The organism is Pseudalkalibacillus sp. A8 (genome assembly GCF_045920555.1).
Classification (GTDB): domain Bacteria; phylum Bacillota; class Bacilli; order Bacillales; family Fictibacillaceae; genus Pseudalkalibacillus.
This window is the reverse complement of record NZ_CP174509.1, coordinates 1,314,380-1,339,081: the sequence shown is the minus strand read 5'-3', so window position 1 is coordinate 1,339,081 and position 24,702 is coordinate 1,314,380. Positions and strand designations below refer to the sequence as shown.

20 protein-coding genes and 1 pseudogene are annotated in these 24,702 nt (G+C 38.2%); 5 read left to right on the top strand and 16 right to left on the bottom strand.

Annotated features, from left to right (window positions below; genetic code table 11):
* Window positions 1-10 precede the first annotated feature (10 nt).
* Window positions 11-790 (bottom strand): DUF899 family protein, encoded by a 780-nt coding sequence (locus ACJROX_RS06985; RefSeq protein WP_408010030.1) that lies wholly within the window; start codon window positions 788-790, stop codon window positions 11-13.
* Window positions 791-1,160: 370 nt separating this feature from the next.
* Window positions 1,161-1,953, bottom strand: a pseudogene (locus ACJROX_RS06980) (helix-turn-helix transcriptional regulator).
* Between the two features lie 275 nt (window positions 1,954-2,228).
* Here ACJROX_RS06980 and ACJROX_RS06975 point away from each other — a divergent pair.
* Entirely contained in the window at window positions 2,229-2,651 is a 423-nt protein-coding gene (locus ACJROX_RS06975) for a VOC family protein (RefSeq protein ID WP_408011601.1), read from the top strand.
* A gap of 373 nt (window positions 2,652-3,024) precedes the next feature.
* Here ACJROX_RS06975 and ACJROX_RS06970 read toward each other — a convergent pair whose 3' ends face one another.
* The 4 genes from ACJROX_RS06970 to ACJROX_RS06955 all read right to left on the bottom strand — a co-directional run bounded on the left by ACJROX_RS06970 (window position 3,025) and on the right by ACJROX_RS06955 (window position 5,845).
* Entirely contained in the window at window positions 3,025-3,534 is a 510-nt protein-coding gene (locus ACJROX_RS06970) for a DUF899 family protein (protein WP_408010029.1), read from the bottom strand.
* Entirely contained in the window at window positions 3,513-4,049 is a 537-nt protein-coding gene (locus ACJROX_RS06965) for a DinB family protein (protein ID WP_408010028.1), read from the bottom strand. Before ACJROX_RS06965 ends, ACJROX_RS06970 begins: the two co-directional genes overlap by 22 nt.
* 385 nt (window positions 4,050-4,434) lie before the next feature.
* Complete coding sequence (locus ACJROX_RS06960; RefSeq protein ID WP_408010026.1) at window positions 4,435-4,857, bottom strand: VOC family protein; 423 nt, start codon at window positions 4,855-4,857, stop codon at window positions 4,435-4,437.
* Between the two features lie 160 nt (window positions 4,858-5,017).
* Window positions 5,018-5,845, bottom strand: coding sequence for a DUF6597 domain-containing transcriptional factor (locus ACJROX_RS06955; RefSeq protein ID WP_408010025.1), 828 nt, complete (start codon window positions 5,843-5,845; stop codon window positions 5,018-5,020).
* Window positions 5,846-6,156: 311 nt separating this feature from the next.
* Here ACJROX_RS06955 and ACJROX_RS06950 point away from each other — a divergent pair, with 311 nt between their 5' ends.
* Both ACJROX_RS06950 and ACJROX_RS06945 read left to right on the top strand, forming a co-directional pair.
* A complete protein-coding gene (locus ACJROX_RS06950) occupies window positions 6,157-6,492 on the top strand; it encodes a hypothetical protein (RefSeq protein WP_408010024.1) in 336 nt (111 codons plus the stop codon).
* 33 nt (window positions 6,493-6,525) lie between these two features.
* Complete coding sequence (locus tag ACJROX_RS06945) at window positions 6,526-7,350, top strand: carbonic anhydrase (RefSeq protein WP_408010023.1); 825 nt, start codon at window positions 6,526-6,528, stop codon at window positions 7,348-7,350.
* A gap of 1,195 nt (window positions 7,351-8,545) precedes the next feature.
* Here the strand turns inward: ACJROX_RS06945 and ltrA are convergent.
* Window positions 8,546-10,354, bottom strand: a complete 1,809-nt coding sequence (ltrA, locus tag ACJROX_RS06940) for a group II intron reverse transcriptase/maturase (protein ID WP_408010022.1) — start codon at window positions 10,352-10,354, stop codon at window positions 8,546-8,548.
* A 774-nt stretch (window positions 10,355-11,128) separates the two neighbouring features.
* Window positions 11,129-11,566: a VOC family protein gene (locus ACJROX_RS06935; protein WP_071358291.1), complete on the bottom strand. Its 438-nt coding sequence runs from the start codon at window positions 11,564-11,566 to the stop codon at window positions 11,129-11,131.
* Between the two features lie 301 nt (window positions 11,567-11,867).
* On the opposite strand from ACJROX_RS06935, the gene ACJROX_RS06930 reads away from it, so the two are divergent.
* Window positions 11,868-12,245, top strand: coding sequence for a CBO0543 family protein (locus ACJROX_RS06930; protein ID WP_408010021.1), 378 nt, complete (start codon window positions 11,868-11,870; stop codon window positions 12,243-12,245).
* Between the two features lie 580 nt (window positions 12,246-12,825).
* Here the strand turns inward: ACJROX_RS06930 and ACJROX_RS06925 are convergent.
* On the bottom strand, window positions 12,826-13,776 hold the full coding sequence (locus tag ACJROX_RS06925; RefSeq protein WP_408010020.1) for a DMT family transporter: 951 nt from the start codon (window positions 13,774-13,776) through the stop codon (window positions 12,826-12,828).
* A gap of 221 nt (window positions 13,777-13,997) precedes the next feature.
* Between ACJROX_RS06925 and ACJROX_RS06920 the strand changes: the two genes are divergently transcribed.
* On the top strand, window positions 13,998-15,374 hold the full coding sequence (locus tag ACJROX_RS06920) for a PLP-dependent aminotransferase family protein (RefSeq protein ID WP_408010019.1): 1,377 nt from the start codon (window positions 13,998-14,000) through the stop codon (window positions 15,372-15,374).
* Window positions 15,375-15,712: 338 nt separating this feature from the next.
* Here the strand turns inward: ACJROX_RS06920 and ACJROX_RS06915 are convergent, their stop codons facing one another.
* The 7 genes from ACJROX_RS06915 to ACJROX_RS06885 all read right to left on the bottom strand — a co-directional run bounded on the left by ACJROX_RS06915 (window position 15,713) and on the right by ACJROX_RS06885 (window position 24,418).
* Window positions 15,713-16,180, bottom strand: a complete 468-nt coding sequence (locus ACJROX_RS06915) for a DinB family protein (RefSeq protein ID WP_408010018.1) — start codon at window positions 16,178-16,180, stop codon at window positions 15,713-15,715.
* Window positions 16,181-16,311: 131 nt separating this feature from the next.
* A complete protein-coding gene (locus ACJROX_RS06910) occupies window positions 16,312-16,770 on the bottom strand; it encodes an SRPBCC domain-containing protein (RefSeq protein ID WP_408010017.1) in 459 nt (152 codons plus the stop codon).
* Between the two features lie 70 nt (window positions 16,771-16,840).
* Window positions 16,841-17,815: a helix-turn-helix transcriptional regulator gene (locus ACJROX_RS06905; protein ID WP_408010016.1), complete on the bottom strand. Its 975-nt coding sequence runs from the start codon at window positions 17,813-17,815 to the stop codon at window positions 16,841-16,843.
* Between the two features lie 216 nt (window positions 17,816-18,031).
* Window positions 18,032-18,697 carry a methyltransferase family protein gene (locus ACJROX_RS06900; RefSeq protein ID WP_408010015.1) on the bottom strand — a complete coding sequence of 222 codons (666 nt, stop codon included), beginning with the start codon at window positions 18,695-18,697 and terminating at the stop codon, window positions 18,032-18,034.
* Window positions 18,698-18,969: 272 nt separating this feature from the next.
* A complete protein-coding gene (locus tag ACJROX_RS06895) occupies window positions 18,970-19,866 on the bottom strand; it encodes an RCC1 domain-containing protein (RefSeq protein WP_408010013.1) in 897 nt (298 codons plus the stop codon).
* Between the two features lie 512 nt (window positions 19,867-20,378).
* A complete protein-coding gene (ppsA, locus tag ACJROX_RS06890; RefSeq protein WP_408010012.1) occupies window positions 20,379-22,979 on the bottom strand; it encodes a phosphoenolpyruvate synthase in 2,601 nt (866 codons plus the stop codon).
* 695 nt (window positions 22,980-23,674) lie between these two features.
* A complete protein-coding gene (locus tag ACJROX_RS06885; RefSeq protein ID WP_408010011.1) occupies window positions 23,675-24,418 on the bottom strand; it encodes a GNAT family N-acetyltransferase in 744 nt (247 codons plus the stop codon).
* Between the last annotated feature and the right edge of the window lie 284 nt (window positions 24,419-24,702).

Here is a 24,702-nt window from a genome sequence, read left to right as displayed (position 1 = left end):
AACCCCTAGGTCACGGCTTTTTTTGGCAACAGTGTGGGTCGGTGGCGGTGGCCCTGGTGCCGAGGTCGTCGGAGCGTCCGACTGCAAGCCGAGACCATTGGGCGGTTGGCCGTCCGTTGGTACGAAAGGCACGCTCGCTGGTGCGGTACCCGTCGCTTTGCGGCCAGCCAGTAGGCGAGTCCTCCCAGGTCTCCTGCCGGCCGTACACGGTCAGATCCAGCAGGCCGTGGGTGGGGGACATCACCTCGACGCCTCGTCTGGTGGTCCAGTAGGTCTCGAACACGCGGTCACCGTGTCGCAGGTAGCACACCAGCAGGCCGAACCGGCGCCCGGCGAGCAGGTCGGCGGCGGAGTCCTGAACCGAATACCATGGCACGTCCCAGCCCATGAAATTGCGGTAACGCACGCTCTCCTCATACGGGCCCTGGCAGAACGTGGCGTAGGTGACGTCGCAGGAATGAAGGTAAGAAAGCTCGCGAACCTGCCCGTTGAAGAACGTGCAGCCCTCGCACTGGGCCGCGGCGGGCTGGCCAGTGTGCCACATATGAAAGTAGGCGACCAGCTGGTGGCGGCCCTCGAACGCCTCCAGCAGCGTGACCGGCCCGTCCGGGCCGATCAGCGGGATGGTGGAGTCCACCTCGACCATCGGTAGCCGCCGGCGGGCCGCCGCAATCGCGTCACCTTCGCCAGTGTGCGCCTTCTCCCGGACCCGCAGCGCATCGAGTTCGGCCTGCCAGGTGGCACGGTCGACCACCGTAGGCAGTGCAGAGGTGTTGTAATTTTGATTCATGCAATTATCTCCTCTCGCTATTTTTTACTTATACATCCATAGTTTAACACGCATGAATACTAAGGACTTCTTCTCGATTGCTAGATTTTAATTGAGGGATAAATTGTAATAAACGTCATTGAGCTGACGGATACGATATCACAAAAAAAGCAGCAAGGTTCAAGGAAAGAATTACTTTACAATCTGGCCCTTTTCATGAAGAAAGACGGTTTCCTTATTTCAGAAAAGAGCCCTTTTATGGAATAACTTCGTGTCAATTTTGTCAAGAATTTTTGGAACTGAGGAAGTTACCTTGTTTTAAGTAGATCGCGCTCTTTTTAAAGGGGTATACTCCACTGTTTGTTATTGTACACCTATCCTTCTGGATTTCTTATCGATTGCTATGTTTTTGAATATTTTGGAGAAAATTATTCATTAACAATGGCAAGGAGATAAGGATTGGTGTCGTCGAGCCGTGGAGGATAGAGAATTACTTCTTGATGTGGGACGGAGGAAAACGATTCTACAATGATTGGCTTTTTCGATCGCGTCCGTAAGGTTTTTTGAGGAAGCAGAAAGTCCATGGCCTGCATTCCCCAAGAGACAGAGGTAGCCATTAAGTAATAAACGCCTGGTTTGACATCTATTATGTGAAAGTCTCCCAACGAAGAAACGAGCGTTCCATGGATCGGGAGCCCTTCAGGTATTGGTTTAGCAAATAAACCGATTAGAACCAATCCCTCAAAAGGAACGGTCGCTTTAACGGTTCCTTTTATGGTTGCTTGTTGATCTGTGGAAATATGGGAATCAGACCAGTCGCTAAGCTTTTGTAAAGAACGAAAATGATTCTCCGCTCTCTGCACAGAGTCCCGAAAATCGGAAGGTGTCATGCCTACCCGCTCAGTAAATCGGGTCGTAAATGTTCCTAAACTTTTTTGACCGATTTCCAGTCCAATATCCCGTACTCTCAAATTCGTGTGCAGCAACAAATCCTTTGCCTTTTGAAGACGTAAAGCTGAAATATAATATACCGGAGGGATACCCATTTTTTCTTTAAAAATACGAGTAAAATGGTACGGGCTATAGGCAGCATAACGAGCCAACTCGGAAAGAGACAACGGTTCGTATATATGCTGATGAATATATCCAATCACTTCACCTATTTCTGGATAACTGTCAGTCATTATCCTTTCCCCTCCCTCCAACCATTTTAATTTCATTGACTTCTTCTTATAATTAATTCTTCCTTTATCAACCTGATTCCTCCTCCTATTGCCCTTTTACAAGGATAATCAGATTGATTTGCTACTTTACTGAAGTGCTCCGTTTAAGGTATAACATAAGATCATAAAAAAGCATCGTTTACTGTTGGTTGTTCAAGATAGCAATCGAAAAGAAATCAAAGAATTATTCATTTGCTACAATTGATAAGAATAATAAATTAAGGAGTTGACCAATGATGACAGTAAGAATTACACCTTATTTAAATATGGAAGGAAACGCAAGGGAAGCTATTCAGTTTTATAAACAAGCAATCGGTGCTGAAGTCCTCACAATTATTACTTACGGAGATATGCCGGAAATGCCTAATACTTTCACCGATGATCTGAAAAATCTTGTGGCACACGCAAAGTTACGAGTGGGTGAAACGGAGCTCATGTTTTCCGATGCTCCAGGTGGTTCGACTATTGAAAAGGGTAAACAGGTGACAATTTGCATTTCAACGAACGACGTGGAAAAATCAAAACGAATTTTTGAAGCTTTGCGGCAAGACGGTCAAATCAATATACCGTTTGGAGAAACCCCTTTTAGCCCCGCTTTTGGTGATTTAACGGACAAATTCGGTGTGACCTTTCAAATTTTTACTGAAAGTCAAAACTAAAATATAAAATGGAGTGCTTGCCTCTATGGCCCAGTGACAGGGTTCCTACCATAGACCGCAAAGTAACGCTATGATGTAAATGATTCTCCCAATTCAAATGATCTTCTAATCTTCTATTGTAACCAAATCAATTAGAATCAAAAATAGTTATTCGGATTGGAGGAAGAAACTTATGAAGAGGATTGGACCCTGATGAGTTACTAGAGCATTCTGGATTGGTTCCTTTAGAAAAACAGCTCATATGAAATAACATAAAAAGCTTGTCGACCCAATCTATTGGGTTAACAAGCTTCGTTAAATCAGAACAGAAGTTAAATTCATGATGTGCACTATAGCATTACAAGGGGATCTTTTCGTAGCCTTACAAGCTACCTTATTCCGTACAACCGCAGTTCGAATTCTGTGAGTCGTCTTGATATCGATCGTGGTGTCGCACCCATTCGCCAGGGCTCGATTCGTTTCGTCCCATCGGCGTTAAATCAAGGAGGTAGTTGTACGTATTCATGAGTATATCGAGGCCACGAGTGTAAGTTGAATAGGTATGATAGATGTTGCTGCCATCACGCAAAAAGACGCTTACACCAGGTTGCTCCCCCTCTAGGAACCAAGTTTCTCCCTTTTGCTTAAGCTCCTCTTTATTCAAGTAATTGTACATAATAGGAGCGACGGCTTCATCCATCGTAACATGGAAGTCATAGTTGAAATCGCTGCCGAACGAAGAAAACCAAGGGAGGTTCCAACCCATGCGCTTTTTGAAGGCGTCGATTTTCGCTAGAGGTGCGCGAGACACGAGGACCAGCGAGGTATCATAGGCGACGCATTTAATACTTCTGAATTGCGCCCTATATCGGAATATACAAATTATTCTCGCTCCTTTGGCCAAGAGCCTTGTTGTTTGCGAATTAATACAATTTGCCCTATATGGTATACGTTGTGCAAAATTTGACGAGCCAGAACCCCAACATGTTCCTCTTCCAGCTGACTGTCATTAACTTGTGCTAGTGAATTACGCAAATTTTCACAAATTAGGCGTGTTTCTGCCAAGACTGCCTTCCATTTTTCAGAATCTGCTGGGTTCCCGATATCTCCAAATGTATTCTTTGCCAAGACTGCCTTCCATTTAGAATCTGCTGGTTCCCCGATATCTCCAAATGTAGCCTTGTTATTAGATGCCTTTTTTCTAGGCGTTGTGTCATTGATTTGTCTAACAAGTAGGGCGTTGTAATAATTTAGATGGTTCACAGTTTGCCAAATTGTATTCCCTCCTCCAGGGGGTTGCCAGCTTGCATCTGTGGAATTTAAACCCTCAAGAGCAGATTCTAAAGGTAAAAACCAGGTCTCAGTATCCCAACTAAAGTCATATTCCATGCGAAAAATATCCATCAGTTCTAGGTTCATTTGTTTTCTCCTCTCACCTCAAGTTATTAATATTCAGATATTGGGAATAGCTAAAACATTATTACAGGGGCCGGTCGGTTTCTCAAAACAAGATAACGCACTTCCATCACTCCTTTATTTTTATTTTTTATTGATTGGTTTATTAACAAAACAACTCCCCCTGACAAACCCAGTCAGTGAAGATGTAATCTACAATCTGGTCCTTTTGTGGATTAAATATAGGAACCTCTTATTCCACAATCCTTCCCTTTAACTTAATACCAATTATTTCAAATCGCCCTAATTTGCACAATCCCTTATTCCACAATCTGGTCCTTTTCATGAAGAAAGACGCTTTCCTTATTTTAGAAAAGCGCCCGTTTGTGGAAGATCATTTAAGATTGAGTTATTCCTTGATCTCAAAATGTGGATTCCACACTACTTCCCACAAGTGGCCATCTGGGTCTTGGAAGTAACCAGAGTAACCACCCCAAAAAGTGTCATGTGATGGGGCTGTTATAATAGCACCGGCCTTCTTTGCCTGTTCCATTACCTTGTCAACTTCTTCTTTACTTTCTACATTATGACCAATAGTAAATTCAGTAGGACTAGAAACGGTCTGATTAATCTGAGCATCATGCGCAATATCTTTGCGCTGAAAAATAGCAAGTTTTATGCCTGATAGTAAGTCGAAAAAAGCTACGGCACCATGCTCAAATTCTTTGCCAACTATACCCTCTGTTGGAAGCCCCAATCCGTCTCGATAGAATTTCAAAGATCTTTCCAAATCATCTACACCTAATGTAATTACTGTAATTCGTGGCCTCATGAAATACATACCTCCTTATAAATTTACATAGTAAGGAAATGGTGGTCTTGTAGCAGGACCAACATATTCTGCTTGTCTCATTTAGTTTAAGATTGATTCAAAGGGTTTAATAAATAGTATCATTTAGTTTAGCTATTTAGATTGTAAAAAACGGACACATTTACTTAGTGGTACTGTTTATTTTAAAAACTTGGTTGGGGGACATGCCATAATAACGTCTGAAATTATTGATAAAGTGTGGTTGATCAGAATATCCGTATTTTACAGCAATATTAGTAAATCTATATTGATTACTATTATATAGCTCTTGAAGAAGGCTTTGAAATCTAATGATACCTGAAAGTTCTTTCGGGCTCACCCCTAACTCCTTATGAAATATCCTTCTTATATTCCTTTCACTGTAAGTGAGTTTTTCTGCCAAAGATCGAATTGAAATCATTCCCTTAGTAGCATAAATGTATTGCAGACCCGTTTGTAGCAAATAATTTGGTTTTGATTCGTTCAACAGTAGGAATCTCTTTAATTTTAATTCAACCTTTTCAATTATTCTTGAAATTCCATTGGCTGATAGGATTTCTTCCGTTATAAATGCAGCTTCATCCCCCCATATATCTTCAAGAAATACAGGATTTCCAATAAACTCAGAAACGGGATGCCTTATAAAACGGTATACAGTATCTGAATAAAAGCGAATTCCAAAAAAGGAGCATTTTTGAGTAAGATTTATGGCTTCAAATTCAGTCATCAGTCCAACAACAAAAGCTCCTTTTGAAAAAGAGGATGATTTCAGATCAAATATAATATCCGCGCAACCATCCGGTATGATACGGTGCAATTTTTTCTGTTCCGATGAATGGAAATCAACGGTCCAATAGCAAGCAACATAAGATTCCAGGCTCTTGTTTGGCAAATATTCTCGATAATGATAATTGGAATCTAACAATTCTTTTTGTAATTTAGGTGGTTGCAAAGGAACATAAAATTGCATGTTGTTTCCTACCTCCTTTAGATGTTCGGAGCGCCAAACTTCATATTTCTTCGTAGGGTTATCGTATCATTTTTGAACTAAAGTTGGTTGCGTTACTCTACAATTTGGCCCTATACAAAAGACACGTTACTCGAAAAACGCGCCCTTTTCTTGATCTTGAATAAGCTACGACATAATATTAGCGAAATGTAGCCACTTAGGATATTATTTTCTATGGTATCGAACATACGAAACTTGATTTCTAATTCCTAATTCCTTAACGAATTATACATATTTAAATAAATTAATCTCTTTAAAAAGGGTATATAATTGTGACAAGACTTTTAAAGGGGCGTGAAGTTTTGAATAGATACCTGGCCGTCTCTATTTTAATTATAATATATAGCTTTTCCTGTTATTTTATTTACGATTACCTACAAGCTATTGATGTTCAAGAAACTAATCTTGTTGATAACCAAAGTTTAGACTCCCCAATTGATGATAACGGAAAACAAAAGAATATTAATGTTAGCATGGCAACTGTTTTAGTCATGATTACCTTAATTATTACTAGTTCCTTTAATTTGATTTCTATATTTACTAGAAGACTTATGCTTATTACCACCATTTTTTATCAATCCAATTACGTGATCAACTCTTTTGAATAAATATAACCTAAATTTCAAAGGAGGAAATGAAAAATGATATGGATTCGATTTATTATGATGTGTATGTTCTTGGTGACTATTACTGCATGTTCTTCATCACCTTCCCCAATAGACCACGATGATAAGAATGCGGCTCAGGATGAAACGAAAAAAGAAGAACATGAGATACAATGGTCTTATTCTGGGGATACTGGACCAGAATATTGGGCAGCCTTAGACTCGTCTTTTAAAGCATGCGGAAGAGGAATGGAACAATCTCCCATCAAATTAGAAGATGCAAAAGCAAATACAACTTCAGAGGCAGATATCCAAATCAATTATCAGCCGAGCTCCTTTACAATTAAAAATAATGGACATACTGTTCAAGCAGATGCAAACACAGACGACTCTATTGTTATTGATGGTAAGGAATATAAATTAGTTCAATTCCATTTCCATGTTCCATCTGAACATCAAATGGAAGGAAAAAATTTGGATATGGAGCTGCATTTAGTACACAAAAGTGAAGACGATCAATTAGCTGTACTTGGTGTATTGATGAAGGCAGGAAAAGAGAATAAAATTCTAGCAGAACTGTGGTCTAAGTTACCTAAGGAAGAATCGGAAGAAAATATTAAATTGGAAGAGAAAATTAATCTTTCTTCTTTATTACCTCAAGACAAAACGGGGTACCATTATAACGGATCCCTAACCACCCCACCTTGTTCTGAAGGGGTAAAGTGGATAGTTTTTGCGGAACCGATTACAGTATCTCAAGAACAAATTGACCTATTCGCATCCGTCTTCCCAGACAATCATCGACCAGTTCAACCTTGGAACGATCGCGATGTATATGAGGTTTTAACTCATGAAAATTGACCTTAGATTTTGTCTTCTAAAGCTTTAAGATCTATTCTTATTTATACTTCAATAGAAAAAAGGTGAGCCGGAAATTATTTTTTCGGCTCACCTTTTTTTCCTTTTTGAAAGATTCAGTCGTCTTCATTTTATTCCACAATCTCCCTCCCTTTTCATGAATAAAGACACATTTCTTATTACAGAATGTTAGCAGTAGGTAAGCGTTTGAAGTTATCTCCAGCTTTTCCCCTGCTCCACACCATGGACGTGCTAGTTTCCCAGCATCCGGCGCTCCATCTAACGAATTGTACTAGACTATAAGTTCCTCGTTACCTTTAGACAGGAAGTATCTTATAATTCCTACTAAAAGCTCGCACTGTGGCATCCCTCCTGCTGGAGGCAATGTTCCCACGACTTGGGGCTGTTCCTCCACTCCCATTACAGGAGATTCCTAGGTCATACCCCCTACCCTCACAAGAATAAATGCCTTTCAGTATGATCTTTATGGCAACCGTTTCGGATGACAGTCCTTATTTCAACGTTTCTTGCTTTCCAAGTCCCTTACAACGTAGCTATCCATTCTAGAATTAGGTGCTTCTTATAAGCCTGTGAGCTGGATACCACCTTTGTTCGGTATAGCGTGTTTCAGAGGGCGCAGTTTTACTCCACACCACTCACGTCATCGTTGGATGACACATAAGTTTCCCCATGTTGAAAATCTAGACCTGTACATTCGGAAGTTCGTCAGTTCCCTTCTCAAGGAACATTCTCACCATATCTAGTTTTTCAGCCGTGCGGCATATCCGTTGGCATACCTTTCTGGCTTCAGCCTTCGTTCTGCCGAATCTACCTGTGCTTCATACCCTATAACCTGTCATTTATAACGCATGCAGGAGTATTGACGGGATGGTTTCAAGAAACATGGCTCCATCATTCCCATCCTCCGTTGTAAAGTTGAAGTCTATCCTGTTAAACTCCCTGTATTTTCACGTAGTATTACGCTTATAACAGAACTTGTCGCGCGCGCCCTTTTATGGAATAACTAAGATATGTCTCAATCCTAAAATCACTTAATTGTTCTTCCACTAACGTTAGCAATAGGTAAGCCTTTGAAGTCATCTCCAGCTTTTCCCCTGCTCCGCACAAAGCATGCTAGTTTCCCAGCACTTTGCGGTCCATCTACCGATGTATAATAGATTATAAGTTCTTCGTTACTTTAGACGTGAGATGTTTCTACCTTTTCAAGCCCACATTTCATTCGATATTGATTTATTTTCTTTATCATTGAGTTATTTAAATCGAATTTTTGTATTTCTGATACAATCGTTTCATGGTCTATACGGTGAACAAGCCGATGTATGTCTTTATGAAGAATGCGAAGGTTGTTAAACTTATCCGTTCCCCCCAGATGTTTAGGTACATAGTGGTGGCAGTGAACATCATAAGCAGTTAAATCCCAACCAGTGATTTCGCACTTCCCCATTTTCATACTAAAACGACTAATTCGATTATCCAAATATTCAACAGTTCTTTCTGGAAGAGTTGCTTTCATTAGTACACTGATTTCAGTTTTAATATCTGGCTTTAATTTATCGTAGACTTTCTTTCTGCCTTCTTCTGTAAAAAGAGATAATGTTGGACTAAAGTTCATTGCATTAACTGTTTTAACATTCCCTATCGGGAACAAGTAAACAGTAGCAATTTTGAACGTTTTAGATCCTGTACTATAAAACTTTTTATAGGTTGAAGTGGGATTGATTGGATGTCCATATTTCCCGACAGAACGAATGCGATTGTACAGAAAGGCTTTTAACTCGTAGGCAAGATGTGAGAATTCTGGATTGACATGAGTAGCTCGGTTGAAGTAGTTGTGGATACCTAAAACAAAACTATTAAAACGTAAGGCATTATGGATAGTAGGGGAATTTTTGATTCTTCGGATGTGTATCTTTGCTTGTTCCTTGAGTTTCTTCCATTTTTTATGTTTGATTCCTGTATGGGCAACTCTTTTCTTTCCCTTAATATCTACTCTTATTGTGAATCCTAAGAATTCTGATTCTCGTTTTCGCAAATTTACAATTTGCGATTTTTCTGGTGATATATCTAGTTTTAAACGTTCTTCTAGGTATAATCTAACTGAGTGATACCATTTTTGAGCCGTTTTTCCATCTCGACAGAGAATTTTAAAATCGTCCGCATAGCGGACGAGGTACCCTTCTTTCAGGTTAGTGCGTTTCTTAGCGTATCTTTCTCCAACTTTTGATTTATAGTCTTTCGAAAGGGGGAAAAACTCCCATTGTCCTACGACCCACTGGTCTAAATCGTTTAATACAATGTTTGATAATATCGTCGATAAGATGCCACCCTGCTGTACACCCTTAGATGGCACGCCTTCTTTATCAATTTCAGCTTTTAGCATTTTAGATATACACGCTAACACTTTTCTATCATGAATGCCTAAGCTCCATAATTGTTTGATAAGAAGCGTATGGTTAACGTTATCGAAGAATCCTTTAATATCGACATCAACAACGTAATGTAGTTGTGATTGATTGATTAGGAATTGTACTCTCGCCATGGCATGATGAGTAGACCTTAACGGTCTGAACCCATAGCTATGTTTGTAAAAGTGGGCTTCAGCGATTGGCTCAAGAACTTGTTTAAAACATTGTTGAATGATACGGTCAAGAATACATGGTATTCCAAGTGGTCTAAACTTACCGTTTTCCTTTTCAATCCATTTTCTTCTAACCTTCTTAGGATGATAGTTTTCTAGTTTTGTTTGGATAGTTTTCACTAATTCATTTTCCGATAACATCTTAATATCTTTGATGGTTTTCCCATCTGTACCAGATGTTTTTGACCCTTTATTGGATTTAATTGTGCGGTAAGCTAATAGAATATTTTCTCTTGATGTGATGATTTCATATAGATAATAAAAGGACTCGTTATTATTAGCTCTTTCATGTAAATCCGTAAAGGTTTCCGTCATATTGTAGTAATCCCAATATCTCAAAGTTGACACTGTGGCATCCCTCCTAAAGAGTGATGTTCCCACATTCCTACCCGATCGGTGTCATTCACGTGAAGAAAATAATCGTTCTAATCCGCTAGACTTGGGGCTGTTCCTCCCCTCTCATTACAAGAGGTTCATAGGTCATACCCCTACCTTCACAAGGATAAATGCATTTCGGCTTTTACCTTATAGCAAACGTTTCGGATGACAGTCCTTGTTTCAACGTTCCCTGCTTCCCAAGTACCTTACAACGTAGCTATCCATTCTAAACGTAGGTGCTTCCTTTAAGCCTGCGAGCTTGATACCGCCATTGTTCGGTATAGCGTATTTCAGAGGGTGCAGTTTTACTCAACACCACTCGCCCCACCGTAGGGTGGGACATAGCATTACACTATGTTCTAACTTTAGACCCTTACATTCGGAAGTTCGTCAGTTCCTTTCAAGTGGAACATTCTCACCTTATCTAGTTTTTCAGCCATGCGGCATATCAGTTAGCATACCTTTTCTAACGGAATGGCTCTAGCCTTCCTTCTGCCGACTCCACCTGTGCTTCGAACCCCAGGAACTGTCATTCATGACGCACGCAGGAGTATTGATGAGGTCGTTTCAGAAAACATGGTTTCATCATTCCGACCTTCCGTTGTAAAGTTGGAATCTATTAAACGAATTCCCTGCATTTCACGCTACAAAGCGCTTATAGCAGAACTTGTCGCGCGCACCCGTTAGTTTAAGAAGAAATCTTTAAAGTTGGATATCTAAATCATTTAAAGTCCCATTCAATATTTATCTGATTTTCTCCGCCAACTCTAAAATAATTCCCTCTGGACCACGAACGTAGCATAACTTATAACTTTCTTCATATTGCTGTATCTCACTAAAGACTTCTGTGCCCTTCTTTTTCAATTTTGCAACAATAGCTTCAATATCTTCAACAGCAAAGCAAATATGTCGAATACCCAGCGTATTTGCAAAAGGTTGCTGAATATCTTTTTCATCTGACGGCGTATAAAATTTGACTAGCTCTATCCATGCCTGACCATCTGGCATCCCCAATCCTACACATGCCGTTTTAACATCATTAAGCCCAACTATTCTGTCCAACTGTTCTCCATCCAATTCCCATTCCGCTTGCACTTCAAGTCCTAAATCAAGAAAAAACGCTTTAGCCTCTGAAAGATCATTTACGTTTATACTCACATGATCTATTCTATTGATCTTCATATCTCATACCTCCTATCTCATACCTCCTATGTTCCTGTTATTTCAATACCTGTATTCGTTTAAGGTTTGTTTGTAATTCTAATTCGCTTAAAACAGAAAATATCCTTCTTCAACAAACCTGCCTCGTAAGTGAAATAAGAAAAAGCGTCTCCACCTTATTGTAGAAACGCACCCGATAGTTTAAGTGTAATATTTCACAATCTTAATTTTCATCTTTGAGAATCGCACCTGGTAGTGTGACAAGAGCTTGTTTTTGATAATTTTTTTGAAAAAGGACATCTTATTTAAAGGAGGTGTATATATGAAGGACAGGACAATATTAAACTTATTGACTATATTTGGAATAGGTGGAAGCATAATTTTCTTATTACGAAAAAAAGGTGACTTGAAGGACTGGTTTCTTATTTATTTTATTAAAACTCTAGTTTCTACTATTTTTGATGGACCAGTAATAAAGACAAAATATTTGCAATATCCACATCGCTATTTCCCTAAATTATTTGATTCAAACATTGTGTTTTTATATATATTATTTCCTTTATCATGTGTCATGTATAATCAATTTACTTATAAAATGAAGCCGTTAAAATCAATCTTAAGTGTTTTCCTTTTTAGCGGTCCAATGACACTTTTTGAGAATTGGCTTGAAAAAAAATACCAATTTAGTGAAATATCATAAGGATTGGAATGGCTATATTACATTTATTGTTCTTTCGTTTACTTTTTTGCTTGTTAAAGGATGCATTGAGGGAATTCGTTTATTAGATAAAAAAATTCACAATCCCTCATTTACTACAGAAAGTAAAGAAATTGCAAAATAAAGTTAGAACAGACCTCTACCTTACAAGACCAATAATTGGTCTTTTTTATTGTTTCTTTATTATACTAATCTGCCCAATTACTTCAAGTAAATTTTTCACAAAATGTAACATAAAAACCCAATTTCCTTATAAAGAGTTATTCCAAAAAATGGCCCTTTTCATGAAGAAAAACGCTTTCCTTCTTATTTCAGAAAAGCGCCCGATTATTGAATAACAATTATTTTGTTCTGTTAAAGGTTATTGTTAATTTTCCACTAAACTAAAAGATTGATAAAAAATCAGTACAATTAAACTTCCAATAAACTAACCAAGCACAAACATATAGACACATCATGGTATACGTCCAGTGTCATGAAATCCTTAAACCAAGTGCTTTTTATATCGAAAAAACGAGTTTGATTATGGCAGCACTGATATTAAAACCTCTGGTAATCCAGGCTAATCAATTGATTTTAACTTATGTGTTTCACTTGATTGTGGTAAAGGATCATGTGATATGGGTTGAACCTTTCTTACGGCAGTATTCTTACCTAGTATAACGGAAAATACAACGATTACGGCAGTCACCATAGTGAAAAGCGTTATTGATTCGTTTAATAATAAAGCTGCAAAAAGAATCATTAAAAAAGGTTGTAAATATTGGATCTGACTTACCTTTGAAATTCCTCCCATGGCAAGACCACTATACCATGCAACATAAGCTAAAAACTGGCTAACTACAGCAAGGTATATAAAACTCATCCAAGCCTTCAGGGGTACATGAATCATTTCGCTAGATAAATTTAATAAGACAGGTATGATAAAAAACGGAGCAGCTATTACTAATGCCCAAGCAATCACTTGCCAACTACCTAAGTCTTGAGCTAACCGGCCACCTTCAGCATAACTGAGGGCGAGGATAATTACTGCAGCAAGCAAAGCCATATCCGCATATTGTAAGTGACCGAATCCGAGATGGATGGCATATATAATAACCGCCATAGATCCTACAATACTTGCAATCCAAAACTTGAAAGAAGGAATTTCACCTGCTCTAATAATCGCGAATCCTGCTGTAGCTAATGGTAAAAGGGCTATTTCTACAGCTCCATGAGAAACAGGTAAACTTTCCATCGCCCATGATGTAAGCAATGGAAATCCTAAGACCGCACCAAGAGCTACTATGATAAGCCCTTTAAACTGTTTTGCAGTCGGCAGTTTTTCCTTTCTTATAAACAATACAATAGTAACTAAGATTGAAGCTATTACCGTTCTTCCTAGCCCGACAACAGTTGGACCAAAGTATTCAACCGCTATACGTGTTGACGGAAGTGTCAAACTAAAACATACAACCCCTATAAATCCTAAAATTAACCCTAGCCGCTCTTTCTTTTCTTTGCTTTCTATCAAAGTATTCCACCCCTAACTTTTAGATAGTAACTCGTATAAAACATCTGTCCCATTTTGTCCAAACTGTTATGAATAAAGTAGCTAATTGGTGCCATTCCGGATTTTCGACTTCTGTTTTGAAGATCTGTATTAGTATAATTAAAATATAATAGTAGCTGGCAACTAAATATATAGCGTTTTTATTCATCTGTCCTGGTACAGAAATAGGGAGGTTTTCTATTGTGAATACAAAATATACGGTTATTATCCGCGAAGTTAAGGAACAAGTGGCAAACGGAACGCTAGGTACAGGAAATAAACTCCCTTCCGTTCGTCAGTTGTCTGAACGATTTAATTGCAGTAAAAGTACGGTAATTAGAGCTTATAAAGAATTAGAAAAGGAACATTTGATTTATTCAGTTCCTAAAAGTGGGTATTATGTTGTCAATGAATATCAAACTTTTAAAAACGATAACAAAAAGATTGATTTTTTATCCGCCGGTCCAGATAAAGAAGTAATGCCTTACATTGAGTTTCGACATTGTATAAACCAAGCTATCGATATTTATAAAGAAGAACTATTCAATTATTCTGATCGACAAGGCTTATATTCATTACGCCATCAACTTATTAAATATTTACAGGATTTGCAGGTATTTACTGATCCAAAGAGATTGTTTGTTGTGTCGGGATCACAGCAAGCCCTTAATATGTTGGTCTCAATGCCTTTTCCAAATGGAAAAAGTAATATTTTAATCGAACAACCTACCTATTTCGGATTTATTGAATCTATTCATCTTCATAACACGACTACTTTCGGTATCGAGTTATCAATGGAAGGAGTGGATCTGGATCGTTTAGCATATATATTTCGAAACAATGACATCAAATTTTTTTATACTGTACCAAGGTTTCATAATCCACTTGGACACAGTTATACAAACGATGAGAAAAAAAGAATCGTGAAGTTAGCCCAAAAATATGATGTTTACATAGTCGAGGATGATTTTCTAGGTGATCTCGATCCGAACCCGAAATCTGATCCTATGTTTTCTTATGATCCTTCAGGGAGAGTGATTTATATTAAGAGTTTCTCTAAAATTTTTCTCCCTGGATTAAGACTTGCCATTGCAATACTTCCAAATTTAATGATAAACACATTTTTGCGATATAAATTCAGTTCAGATTTTAATAGTTCTGTACTTTCTCAAGGAGCCTTAGAAATCTATTTAAAAAGTGGTATGTTTAATGGACACATCAGAAGAATAAGAGGTCTATATCATAGAAAGATGCAGTTACTTCAAGAAGCGTGTGAAATGTATTTTCCTTCGTACACTTCCTTTTCTAAACCTACTTCAGGATTTTATTTAACAGTATATCTTGCTGATCACGTTAAGGCGAAGCGAATGGTTGATTTATTGTTACGGGAAAATATCTACGTGGATGATGCAGTAAGGATGTTTTTACCAGAGTATAGGAAGGAAAATATGCTTCGTCTGAGTATTTCTCAAGTTAACGAGAATCAAATTAAACAAGGAGTGGAACAAATTGCTCGATGCATTGACTTCATTCATAGTAGGAAACGTTCTATTTTTCAGAGTCCACCTTCATTATTATGAGGGTTAAATCTAAAGGGCTTTCTTTCTTAAAACGAAATACAATTGGCGTGTAACCAATTTTGATCAGCCCAGAGAACGTGCTGCACTTAAAATAGAAGTTGCTATTTTAAAATCACTTATGAATAATGAGTACAACATGGTTCTTACTCTAAAAAATTAATTAACGTTAATGAAGTTGAGCATTGATTTACCACGTCTTTATGTAATGTTACACATTATAAAACGTTAAGGATATGTATTAAAAATTCCAACTCTCTCAGTGACCACATCAAAAAAAGCCCCCAGTATCGCTATTGAGGGCAAAAACTGACGAATCTTCTCTTTTAAAGTCGTTGTATTTACTGTTTAGGAGGCTGAATTATAAAAAAAGGAAGTTTTTCTATTCCAATTAACCGAGCATAAGTAAACAACTGTCCTTTATGATGAATCTCATGATCAATCATATTATTAAGCCACATTTTTCCTGATGCAGTAAATTGATTGAAAACCAGTTGTTGGTTCAAATCTGAATCAGATAATATTTTAAAAGTGGATTTTGTTTTTTCTGTATACTCACGAACAATATTTCTTATATCATCCATTGTTTCAAACTGATTAGATGAAGATGGTAGAGTAAATTGACCATCCTTTATGGATTGTACAAACGTATTGGATGAGACTGCAATGTGGATCGCCATAGCTCCCAATGAAAATGCATCTTTCCAAGGTTTATAATCTATATACTCGTTACCAATTAAATCTAATATATCGTGAAGTACATCCCTATGGCACATCCAACGTTCAAAATACTCGTTTTCTTTCTCCACGTTAACGCCTCCTTGATAGTTTCAATATTAATATTATTCTATACCTAACAGAATACCTGTAATAGGTTGGACTTCAATAAGGTACTTATTTGTTTTATCAATATGGCCCTATCTGTCGAATCCGTCTACCCTTATGAACCTTCACCAAAGTCTAGAGTACTTCCCGTTTCTACCAAAGTCTTCGTATTATTCAAAATCATCCACCAGGCTTTGTCACTGTTTTCATAATGGGGATCACCTTCTTTCCACTGGTCATGAATGAGTGTCAATTTCGTGCATGAGCCAGTAGGTTTTAGAAGATAAGAGATTCTTGACTCAAATTCCTGATCACCTTTCCTATACGATTTTCCGGTATTGTGAGTAAATCGAAGTACCTGATTCGGTTCATATTCCAATAAGTTTCCGTATACATGCACTGTCTCATCTCCGTCTACTCCAGGACCGACATACTCCAAGAGATCGCCCACTTGAAATGTTGATTTGATGACACTTCCATAATAAATCTGTTTTGTACCCCCAGGAGAGATCAATGCCTTCCAAACTTCCTCTGGTGTACCTGCAATATAAAATTCGTACTTCAAATCCTTCATGATTTTTATACCTCCTAAAAATTATATTCTGTACATGTACATCATAAAAAAACTTCACTGACATATACGGTCAGTGAAGTGAAGTATTTTGATAATGACTGGATAGTTCAAGGCAGATAGTTTCCAATTTTTCTTGTAACAAAGTAGGCTCCAGAATGGTAATGGATTTACCATAGGGGAGAAGAAAGTAAGGTACAAAGGTATGTATAGACTCTTTATTAACCTTAAAAAGAGCTTGATTGTTTGATCGTTCAATCAGAGCATGACTAAATAACCAATGCTGACATAAATCATCAAGCGCGTGTGTTTTGCCTTTAATACGAACGGAAATGAGTTTTTCAAGTTGGTTTGAATCAGGTAAAAGGTCTTTTAGAAAGAAAGAACGTGCTGAAAATCCCAAAGGTCGGTCAAATTTCTTTTCTGTTCGGGATAATACTCGAATACGATCGATTCGAAAACTTCGAATTTCTTTTCTCAGATGGCAATAACCGACTGTGTACCACTTGCCTTTCCAATAAACAAGACCATAAGGATCAATATGGCGTGATTGTGGTTCGGTTTCTCCCCCTTTATGGTAAATAATAAATAACGTATAACTGTCAGCAACAGAATTTTCCAAGTCTTGGAGAGTGGATTTTAAAGACGGTTCGATAGGAGGATGGATGGTTTCAAACCCTCTTGAATGGCGATTGATATGATCCAATTGATCCTCATTTGTAAACATTTTCAGCTTAGAAACTGCTTCATCCAAGGCTTCACTAAAGGGATACCCTGCATCTATTGCAAATTTTGCAGCATGAATAAGCGCTTTCTGTTCATCCTGGTTAAAAAATAAAGGTGCTTTTGTAAACTCATTCAGCAGACTGTACCCACCATTATGTCCGGCATTTGAAATAATCGGTACTCCACTTGCACAGAGAGCATCAATATAGCGGTAAACCGTACGGATACTGATTTCTAATTCCTCTGCCAACTTCTTAGCAGTCATTTGTTTTCTCGTTTTAAGGTGCCATAATATAGAAAGCATATTAACCATTTTAGTCATTCGGAGTATTCCTTTCTCGAAGATTAAGGATAAGCATTCTGGCGCTAAATATATCCATATTGAAAATTTTCTTTTGAGCATGTAAACATTTTTTTTTACTAATCATGTTGAAGAACATTCTCCAACATAACAATTTATCCTGCTTGCCCACTGACCATATACTTATTCCGCCCTTTAATTGAAAACGAAATGTGTTTAAGACTATATTTATTCTGTTTAGAAAATAAAAGGAATAAATCTCTTGGTACTTTTTTCATATTGTTTAAACGTTTCTCCATATTTTTGTCTTAAGTATTTGTCGTGCTGCGGGATATTGTAAAATACAAAAAATAAAAACAAGATGAGGGGTATAATCCATGACCAGATATTTCTTGTTAGAAGCGCGAACCCGCTGACCCATACCCAATCACCAAAATAATTGATATGAACAGAATATTTAAATAATCCTTCTGTATAGAGTTTCCCCCTATGTCGGCTGTCTTTTTTCCATTGATTTCTCAAAACTTCAGAAAATGTATTAATAAAAGAACCAACCAAAAATATAAACACAGCTATGAAGTCAATAAAATCAAGATGTTTATCTATGACACCACCTAACATGGAGAAACCTATATAGTAAATGGCAAAAGCTAAAGGTACATTCAAAGCTTCTCCCCACGTAATTCCCCGTTTTAATAAATAAAAAATCATGAAATTCATTCGAATAAATATTACAATACAAAATACAAATAACATAATCCTTCTATGGTAATCACCAAGGGGTAACTCAAAAAATTTATTCCCTCCCAAAAACAAGAACCAATAAGCAAAAACAAGAAAAGCACACTGTAATATAAAAATAAACCATCTTTGAATCAAAGATTGATCTCTTTTACCATACATTTTTATATCTTCCTCCAAAATTATTTCAATTCCCAACTCTAACCTAAAATGGCTTAATGTAGTTAAAATTCTGTTGCTGAGCAGAGTAACCCCTTCTCCTGAACTTCTATATTTTTTAATACTTCCTTCTTTTATTTTATAATCTGGTCCTTGAAATAAAGAAAAAGCACAATGCTTGCTGCAGAATTGTGCCCTTTAAATGGAATAGCCTTATTTCTGAAGCAATGCTCATTAACTCGTTCAGTGATTCTCTGGCTTGTTGTTATTAAAAACTAATTGCCGGGCAGCTGGATGCCGGGCCAGCCGCTTACATCGCATTGGCCATATTCATTATCACCCACAGCAACCACCGTGCCGTCCGATTTAAGCCCGACGGTATGGGCACAACCCGCCGCTATCGCCACAATATCGCGCCAATCACTTACATTACATTGGCCATACTCATTCCAACCTACAGCCGCCACAGTACCGTCCGATTTAAGGCCGATGGTATGATTACTACCCACCGCTATCGCCACAATACCGCGCCAGCCGCTTACATCGCATTGGTCATGTTTATTCAAACCCACAGCCGTCACCGTTCCGTCCGATTTAAGACCGATTGTATGAAGATAACCCGCCGCGACCGCCACAATATCGAACCAGCCGTTTACATTGCATTGGCGATACCGATTATTACCCACAGCCGTCACCGTGCCGTCCAATTTAAGACCGATGGTATGCCAGTCACCCGCCGCGACCGCCACAATATCATGCCAGCCGCTTACATTGCATTCACCTTCATTATTTCGGCCCACTGCTACCACAGTGCCATCCGATTTAAGCCCAATGGTACGACGCCAACCCGCCGCAACCGCTACAATATCGCGCCAGTCATTTACATCGCATTGGTCATGCTTATTCCAACCCACAGCCGCCACAGTACTGTCAGATTTAAGAACGATTGTATGAGCATTACCCGTGTTCGTCGCCATATGAACATTACCAGCCGCGACCGCCACAATATCGCGCCAGCCGCTTACATCACATTGGCCATATTTATTATCACCCACAGCCGTCACCGTTCCGTCAGATTTAAGCCCAATGGTATGACGACGACCCGCCGCTATGGTATCTTTAGGCCACCGTTTCACCTTTAACACCGCTTCTTTCGGTGAAATGTAATCCATGTTTTACCTCCTTGAATATAAGCAACCCTGCAGTTACCTGACAAGTATAGGTTGCTTCAAATGTAAGCAACTGTATGGTTGTGTGATAAAGGAACCCTATCTAACTGTCATTTTAGTTTATTCCATTATCTGGCCCTTAAAAGGAAAAAGCACTACTTTTATTCAAGAATAGCGCCCGATGTTGAAGATCGTATTTAGACTGATCCGCGTTGGCTTTATTACAGAAAAAACCGAATACTTAGATATTAAACAAATTGAGGCGTTATCCTTCTAGATCAACGCCCCGCTACTCAACAATCTTGCCCAATTCAAAAAGACGCACTTACTCTGAAGTGACCCCTTTAAACAGCAGTCTCGATTTCAAGACAATCTTAACAGCCATTAATATCGATCTTCATTTACTGCCCCCTTATATGTCCTCGTGACAGAGTTCTTACCATACCGCAAAGCACCATGATGTCAATGATTCTCCTAATTCGAATGCTCTTCTTTTATGATTTAAATGTAATGAATTATAGGATTTCTATATACCCTTCTCCTCCATTCACCCTGATTCTTTGTCCATCCTTGATCAGCTTCGTTGCATTCTCCACACCGACAACTGCTGGCAAGCCATATTCACGGGCAATAACCGCTCCATGGGTCATCAGTCCGCCAACTTCGGTGACGAGACCTTTTATCGATACAAACAATGGTGTCCAGCTAGGATCAGTAAAGGCAGTGACTAAAATATCTCCATCTTCTAGATTTGCATCTTCCATGTTTAAGATGACGCGTGCTCTGCCCTCTATAACTCCGGAAGAAACCGGTAGACCTACAATAGCTCCGGCTGGGAGATTTTCTCGTTTGTATTCACCTAAAATGATTTCACCATTAGACGTGATAACACGTGGGGGAGTTAGTTTTTCATATAATTTGTACTCGTCTTTTCGTTTGCTGATGACTTGGTAATTCAGTTTGTTTGTACCTACGACTTCGCGAAGTTCCTCAAAAGTAAGATAGTATATGTCTTCTTTTTTACGAATAACTTTGGCTTGTACAAGCTGTTCGGCTTCTTTCATCAAAGCCCGCTTATAAACGAAGTAGCGATTAATCATGCCGTATTTTGGATACTCCCGATAACCGATGAAATTCCGGATCAGGCTGATCATTCGTTTTGTCTCTTTGGCTTTTCGTTTACAATCCGGTAATTGTTTCAATCGATCTAATAACTCTTGTTCTTTTTTCAAAGCTTCCTGTCGCCCTTGCTCAAATTTCCAATTGCTTGCATTAGGCTCAAAGTTTTTGATGTTACTGAGAATCATAGGGACAAGTGTGGTTGGTTTTTCGCTCCAACGAGGTTTAGTAATATCGATTTCCCCGGCACATCGCATTCCGTACTTGTTGAGATAAGCATTGATAGCGGCTTGGGCTTCCTTTCCACCATCAAACTTAACCAGTTCATCCAAAAAGTTATCATCTTTTACATGTTGTAAATAGTCAATTACTTCTGGATAAGGACGAATCACATCTGCGACATCCAATAGCGCCAGACCCATTTCCGAAGTAATATTGTTTGGTACAGATTGAGACAGCGTGTCTGCTACGTTTTTTTCACCTAACCACTTTTTCATTTTTTCATTGATCCATGATGAAGCGTCCATAGCAGCCCTAATCACATCAGAACTTTGTGGGTCAAATAAAATCTTCTTTAATTGCTGGATATCTTCTAGAATAAAATCAAATAAATCCGGTCCTGATTTCGTTTGGATGTTTTGCTTTAACTCTTCTATCGATGTTTGACTACTCTTAATCAAATCAGAAACGATTGTCGGATCGTTTTCGATTTGTACCGGCATTTCTGTATTGCTACTCCTGGGACTCAGTACTTTTTTATCATTTGGTAACGATTTTATAAAACATTCTCGCTCTACTATGTTCATGAGTGCGTCTTTTATGAGCGAATCGGATTGTCCCAGGGTATTTAATAAAATTTCTCTCCTGTCAGGTGAAGCCATAGAATGTGTGATATCAACAAACAACCTTCCACCAGCTTTACGCATGGGTGCAGGAGTCGTTAACAGGAAAAAAGACAGTCCCAATGGTTTCATGGGATCGGTCATCATTTGTTGATGACCAACAGATACATAGACGTGATTTTCTTGATCATTCGCTTCAGGGATGGGGTATAAAGTCGTGATTGGACGATTCTGGACAATATAAAAAGTATCATCAACCAAACACCATTCGATATCTTGCGGACAGCCAAAATTCGCCTCAAGCTTTCTACCAATCCGCTCAAGTTCTAACACTTGCTCATCTGAAAGGGTCGATCGATTCTGCTGACCCGGCTCAATTTCCTTTTCCTCCGTTCCGCCTTCTTTTCGTGTATATATAGCCAACTTTTTGGTGAAAATCCTCTTCTCCACAATCCTACCTTCCCGCACTTTATAATTGTCCGCAGACACTAAGCCAGAGACAAGTGCCTCACCCAGACCAAAGCTAGCATCGATCGACAGCACCTTGCGGTTTGAGGTAACTGGATCAGCTGTAAATAGTATTCCGGAAGCTTTTGGAAAAATCATCCTTTGAATAACAACAGACAGATAAACCTTGCGATGGTCAAATCCGTTTTGCATGCGGTAAATCACGGCACGATCCGTAAATAGGGAAGCCCGACATTTTCTAATGTGCCGTAAAATGGCTTCTTTTCCGATGATATTTAAATAGGTGTCTTGCTGACCGGCAAAAGAGGCATGTGGTAAATCTTCAGCAGTGGCACTGGAACGCACTGCATAAGCATGCTCGAAACCAAAAGTTAAGAAACATCGATCGATATCTTCTTCGATCCCCTTCTCGATCTCAATCCCCTCAATCAGTTCACGAATCTTCCTGCTAATTTCACTAATCCTTTCTTGTTCGTCCACTTTTTGGACTGCTAGTTGTTCCAGTAATTGATGAAGCTCCTCATTTTTCCCAATGACTCTTTTATATACCTCAGTGGTAACACAAAATCCCTCTGGTACAAGTATTCCTTCAATCCTCGAACATTCGCCCAAATTCATCCCTTTGCCACCGACCACCATTTGTCTCGTTTTATCGATCTCCCGAAACTCTAGAACATATGGTTTCATCTCTTTCCCTCCCATTTATCGCTTAATACCAAGACGAATCATATGACAAAAATTGTTCATCTGATTAAACCAATTACGCTGTCCACTCGTTCTTGCTCCTGGCGAAGTTCCATGTTCATATCAAACACTCCATTAAAAAAAATCAAAATAGGGGTTGACTGAAAAGGATTTTATGATGTATAATTAAAATAGGGATAATTTACATAAAATTCCATTATTGGTTTAACTATATAAATATACCACAGTTTCTCATTTTTATCAATGTATTTACAAGACCATAATTGTAGCAACTACAAAGGGAGAAAAACCCTATTTTACAAGACAAATGACTCACGAAAAATGATATCCAAATATCCAATCATTTAGTGATAGCGTCAGGAAAATATAGATTTACAACGTTAAGAAATTCCAATATTAAAAAGCCCAATTTCTTAGTACAATGTACCCTATTAAGTAGACACCAAAAAAAGTCTACCAATAGGGTACTTTTTTGTATAATTAAGAAACACAACTAGAGATAACATGGAGACGGGAAAATAATGAGCTATTGAGGTCGGTCATATCATAGCGTCAAAACCATCTGAACTCTAAAATACAAAATGAGCACCGATCCTCAAGGATGGTGCCCATTAAAGCGTCCTATAATGGAATAGTTGAGTATCTACCATTACTGGTTTAGTTGAATTAGAAGAAAGTCAAACATTTTCTTTAACCCTGTACCAATACTTATAAATTTCCGAATAACCAATTTTAGAATAAAGTCTTAATGCAGGTCTGTTATTAAAAAGAACAGCTAGGTAACTGTATTTAGCTCCATTTTCTTTCCCCCATTTTAGTAAATTCAATATCAACTGTTCACCGAACCCTTGATTCCTAAATGTAATATCAGTGACAATATCATAAAGCCCTATGTACTCCCTTTCTATAACCCCAAGACCACAGGCAATTACATCATCCTTATAATATAGTGATATAAAGCACTTTTGAGTTGCAATATTGGATAACATTTGAACCATCGTATCCTTGTTTTTTTCTTCAACATTATTCAGTCTACAAAAATTATCTAGCCACTCGACATTAATATTTCCATCTAGTTTTATGGAATGGAAGGTTGGTTCTATGATACCTTCTAGCTTCATGATTTGGACACTTGTACAATCAATCAAAGAATAAGCCTTCTCCTCTAATATACCATCTAAATTTCCTGGTCTAACAAAGGGTGTGATTTTAAATATAGTACGTAAATCATTATTGGAATAGATGTTCTCGCATTCTTCAATTTTTTTATTCAAATCATAAGTGGAATAATGGATGGGATTAATTGAATTAGCACGTTTCGTATAGCCATTTGAAAATCGAAGGACCCACCCATCATAATGTAATGTAGATAAAGGCTGCCAATTGTTCAAAGACAGTTCTTCAATAATTTTATAATTCATTTTATCCCTCCAGATAGTTACTGAATTATAATACATCAATTTGCATAAATATTCAATAACTTAAATCTGGCCCAATTCAAAAGGACACCTTCTTATTAAAGAAAAGCGCCCTTGTGGAAGATCATTGCAAAGCCTTATTGAAGAAAAGCCCCTGGTTAGCTTTATAAAAAAATAAACTCCATTGAAAATTATTATCTAATGTATGATGAAAATACTTTTTTCAAAAGAAGCCCCATCCTGATTAGTCACAATCATATATCTTAAAAATCATCGTCTATTTGTTT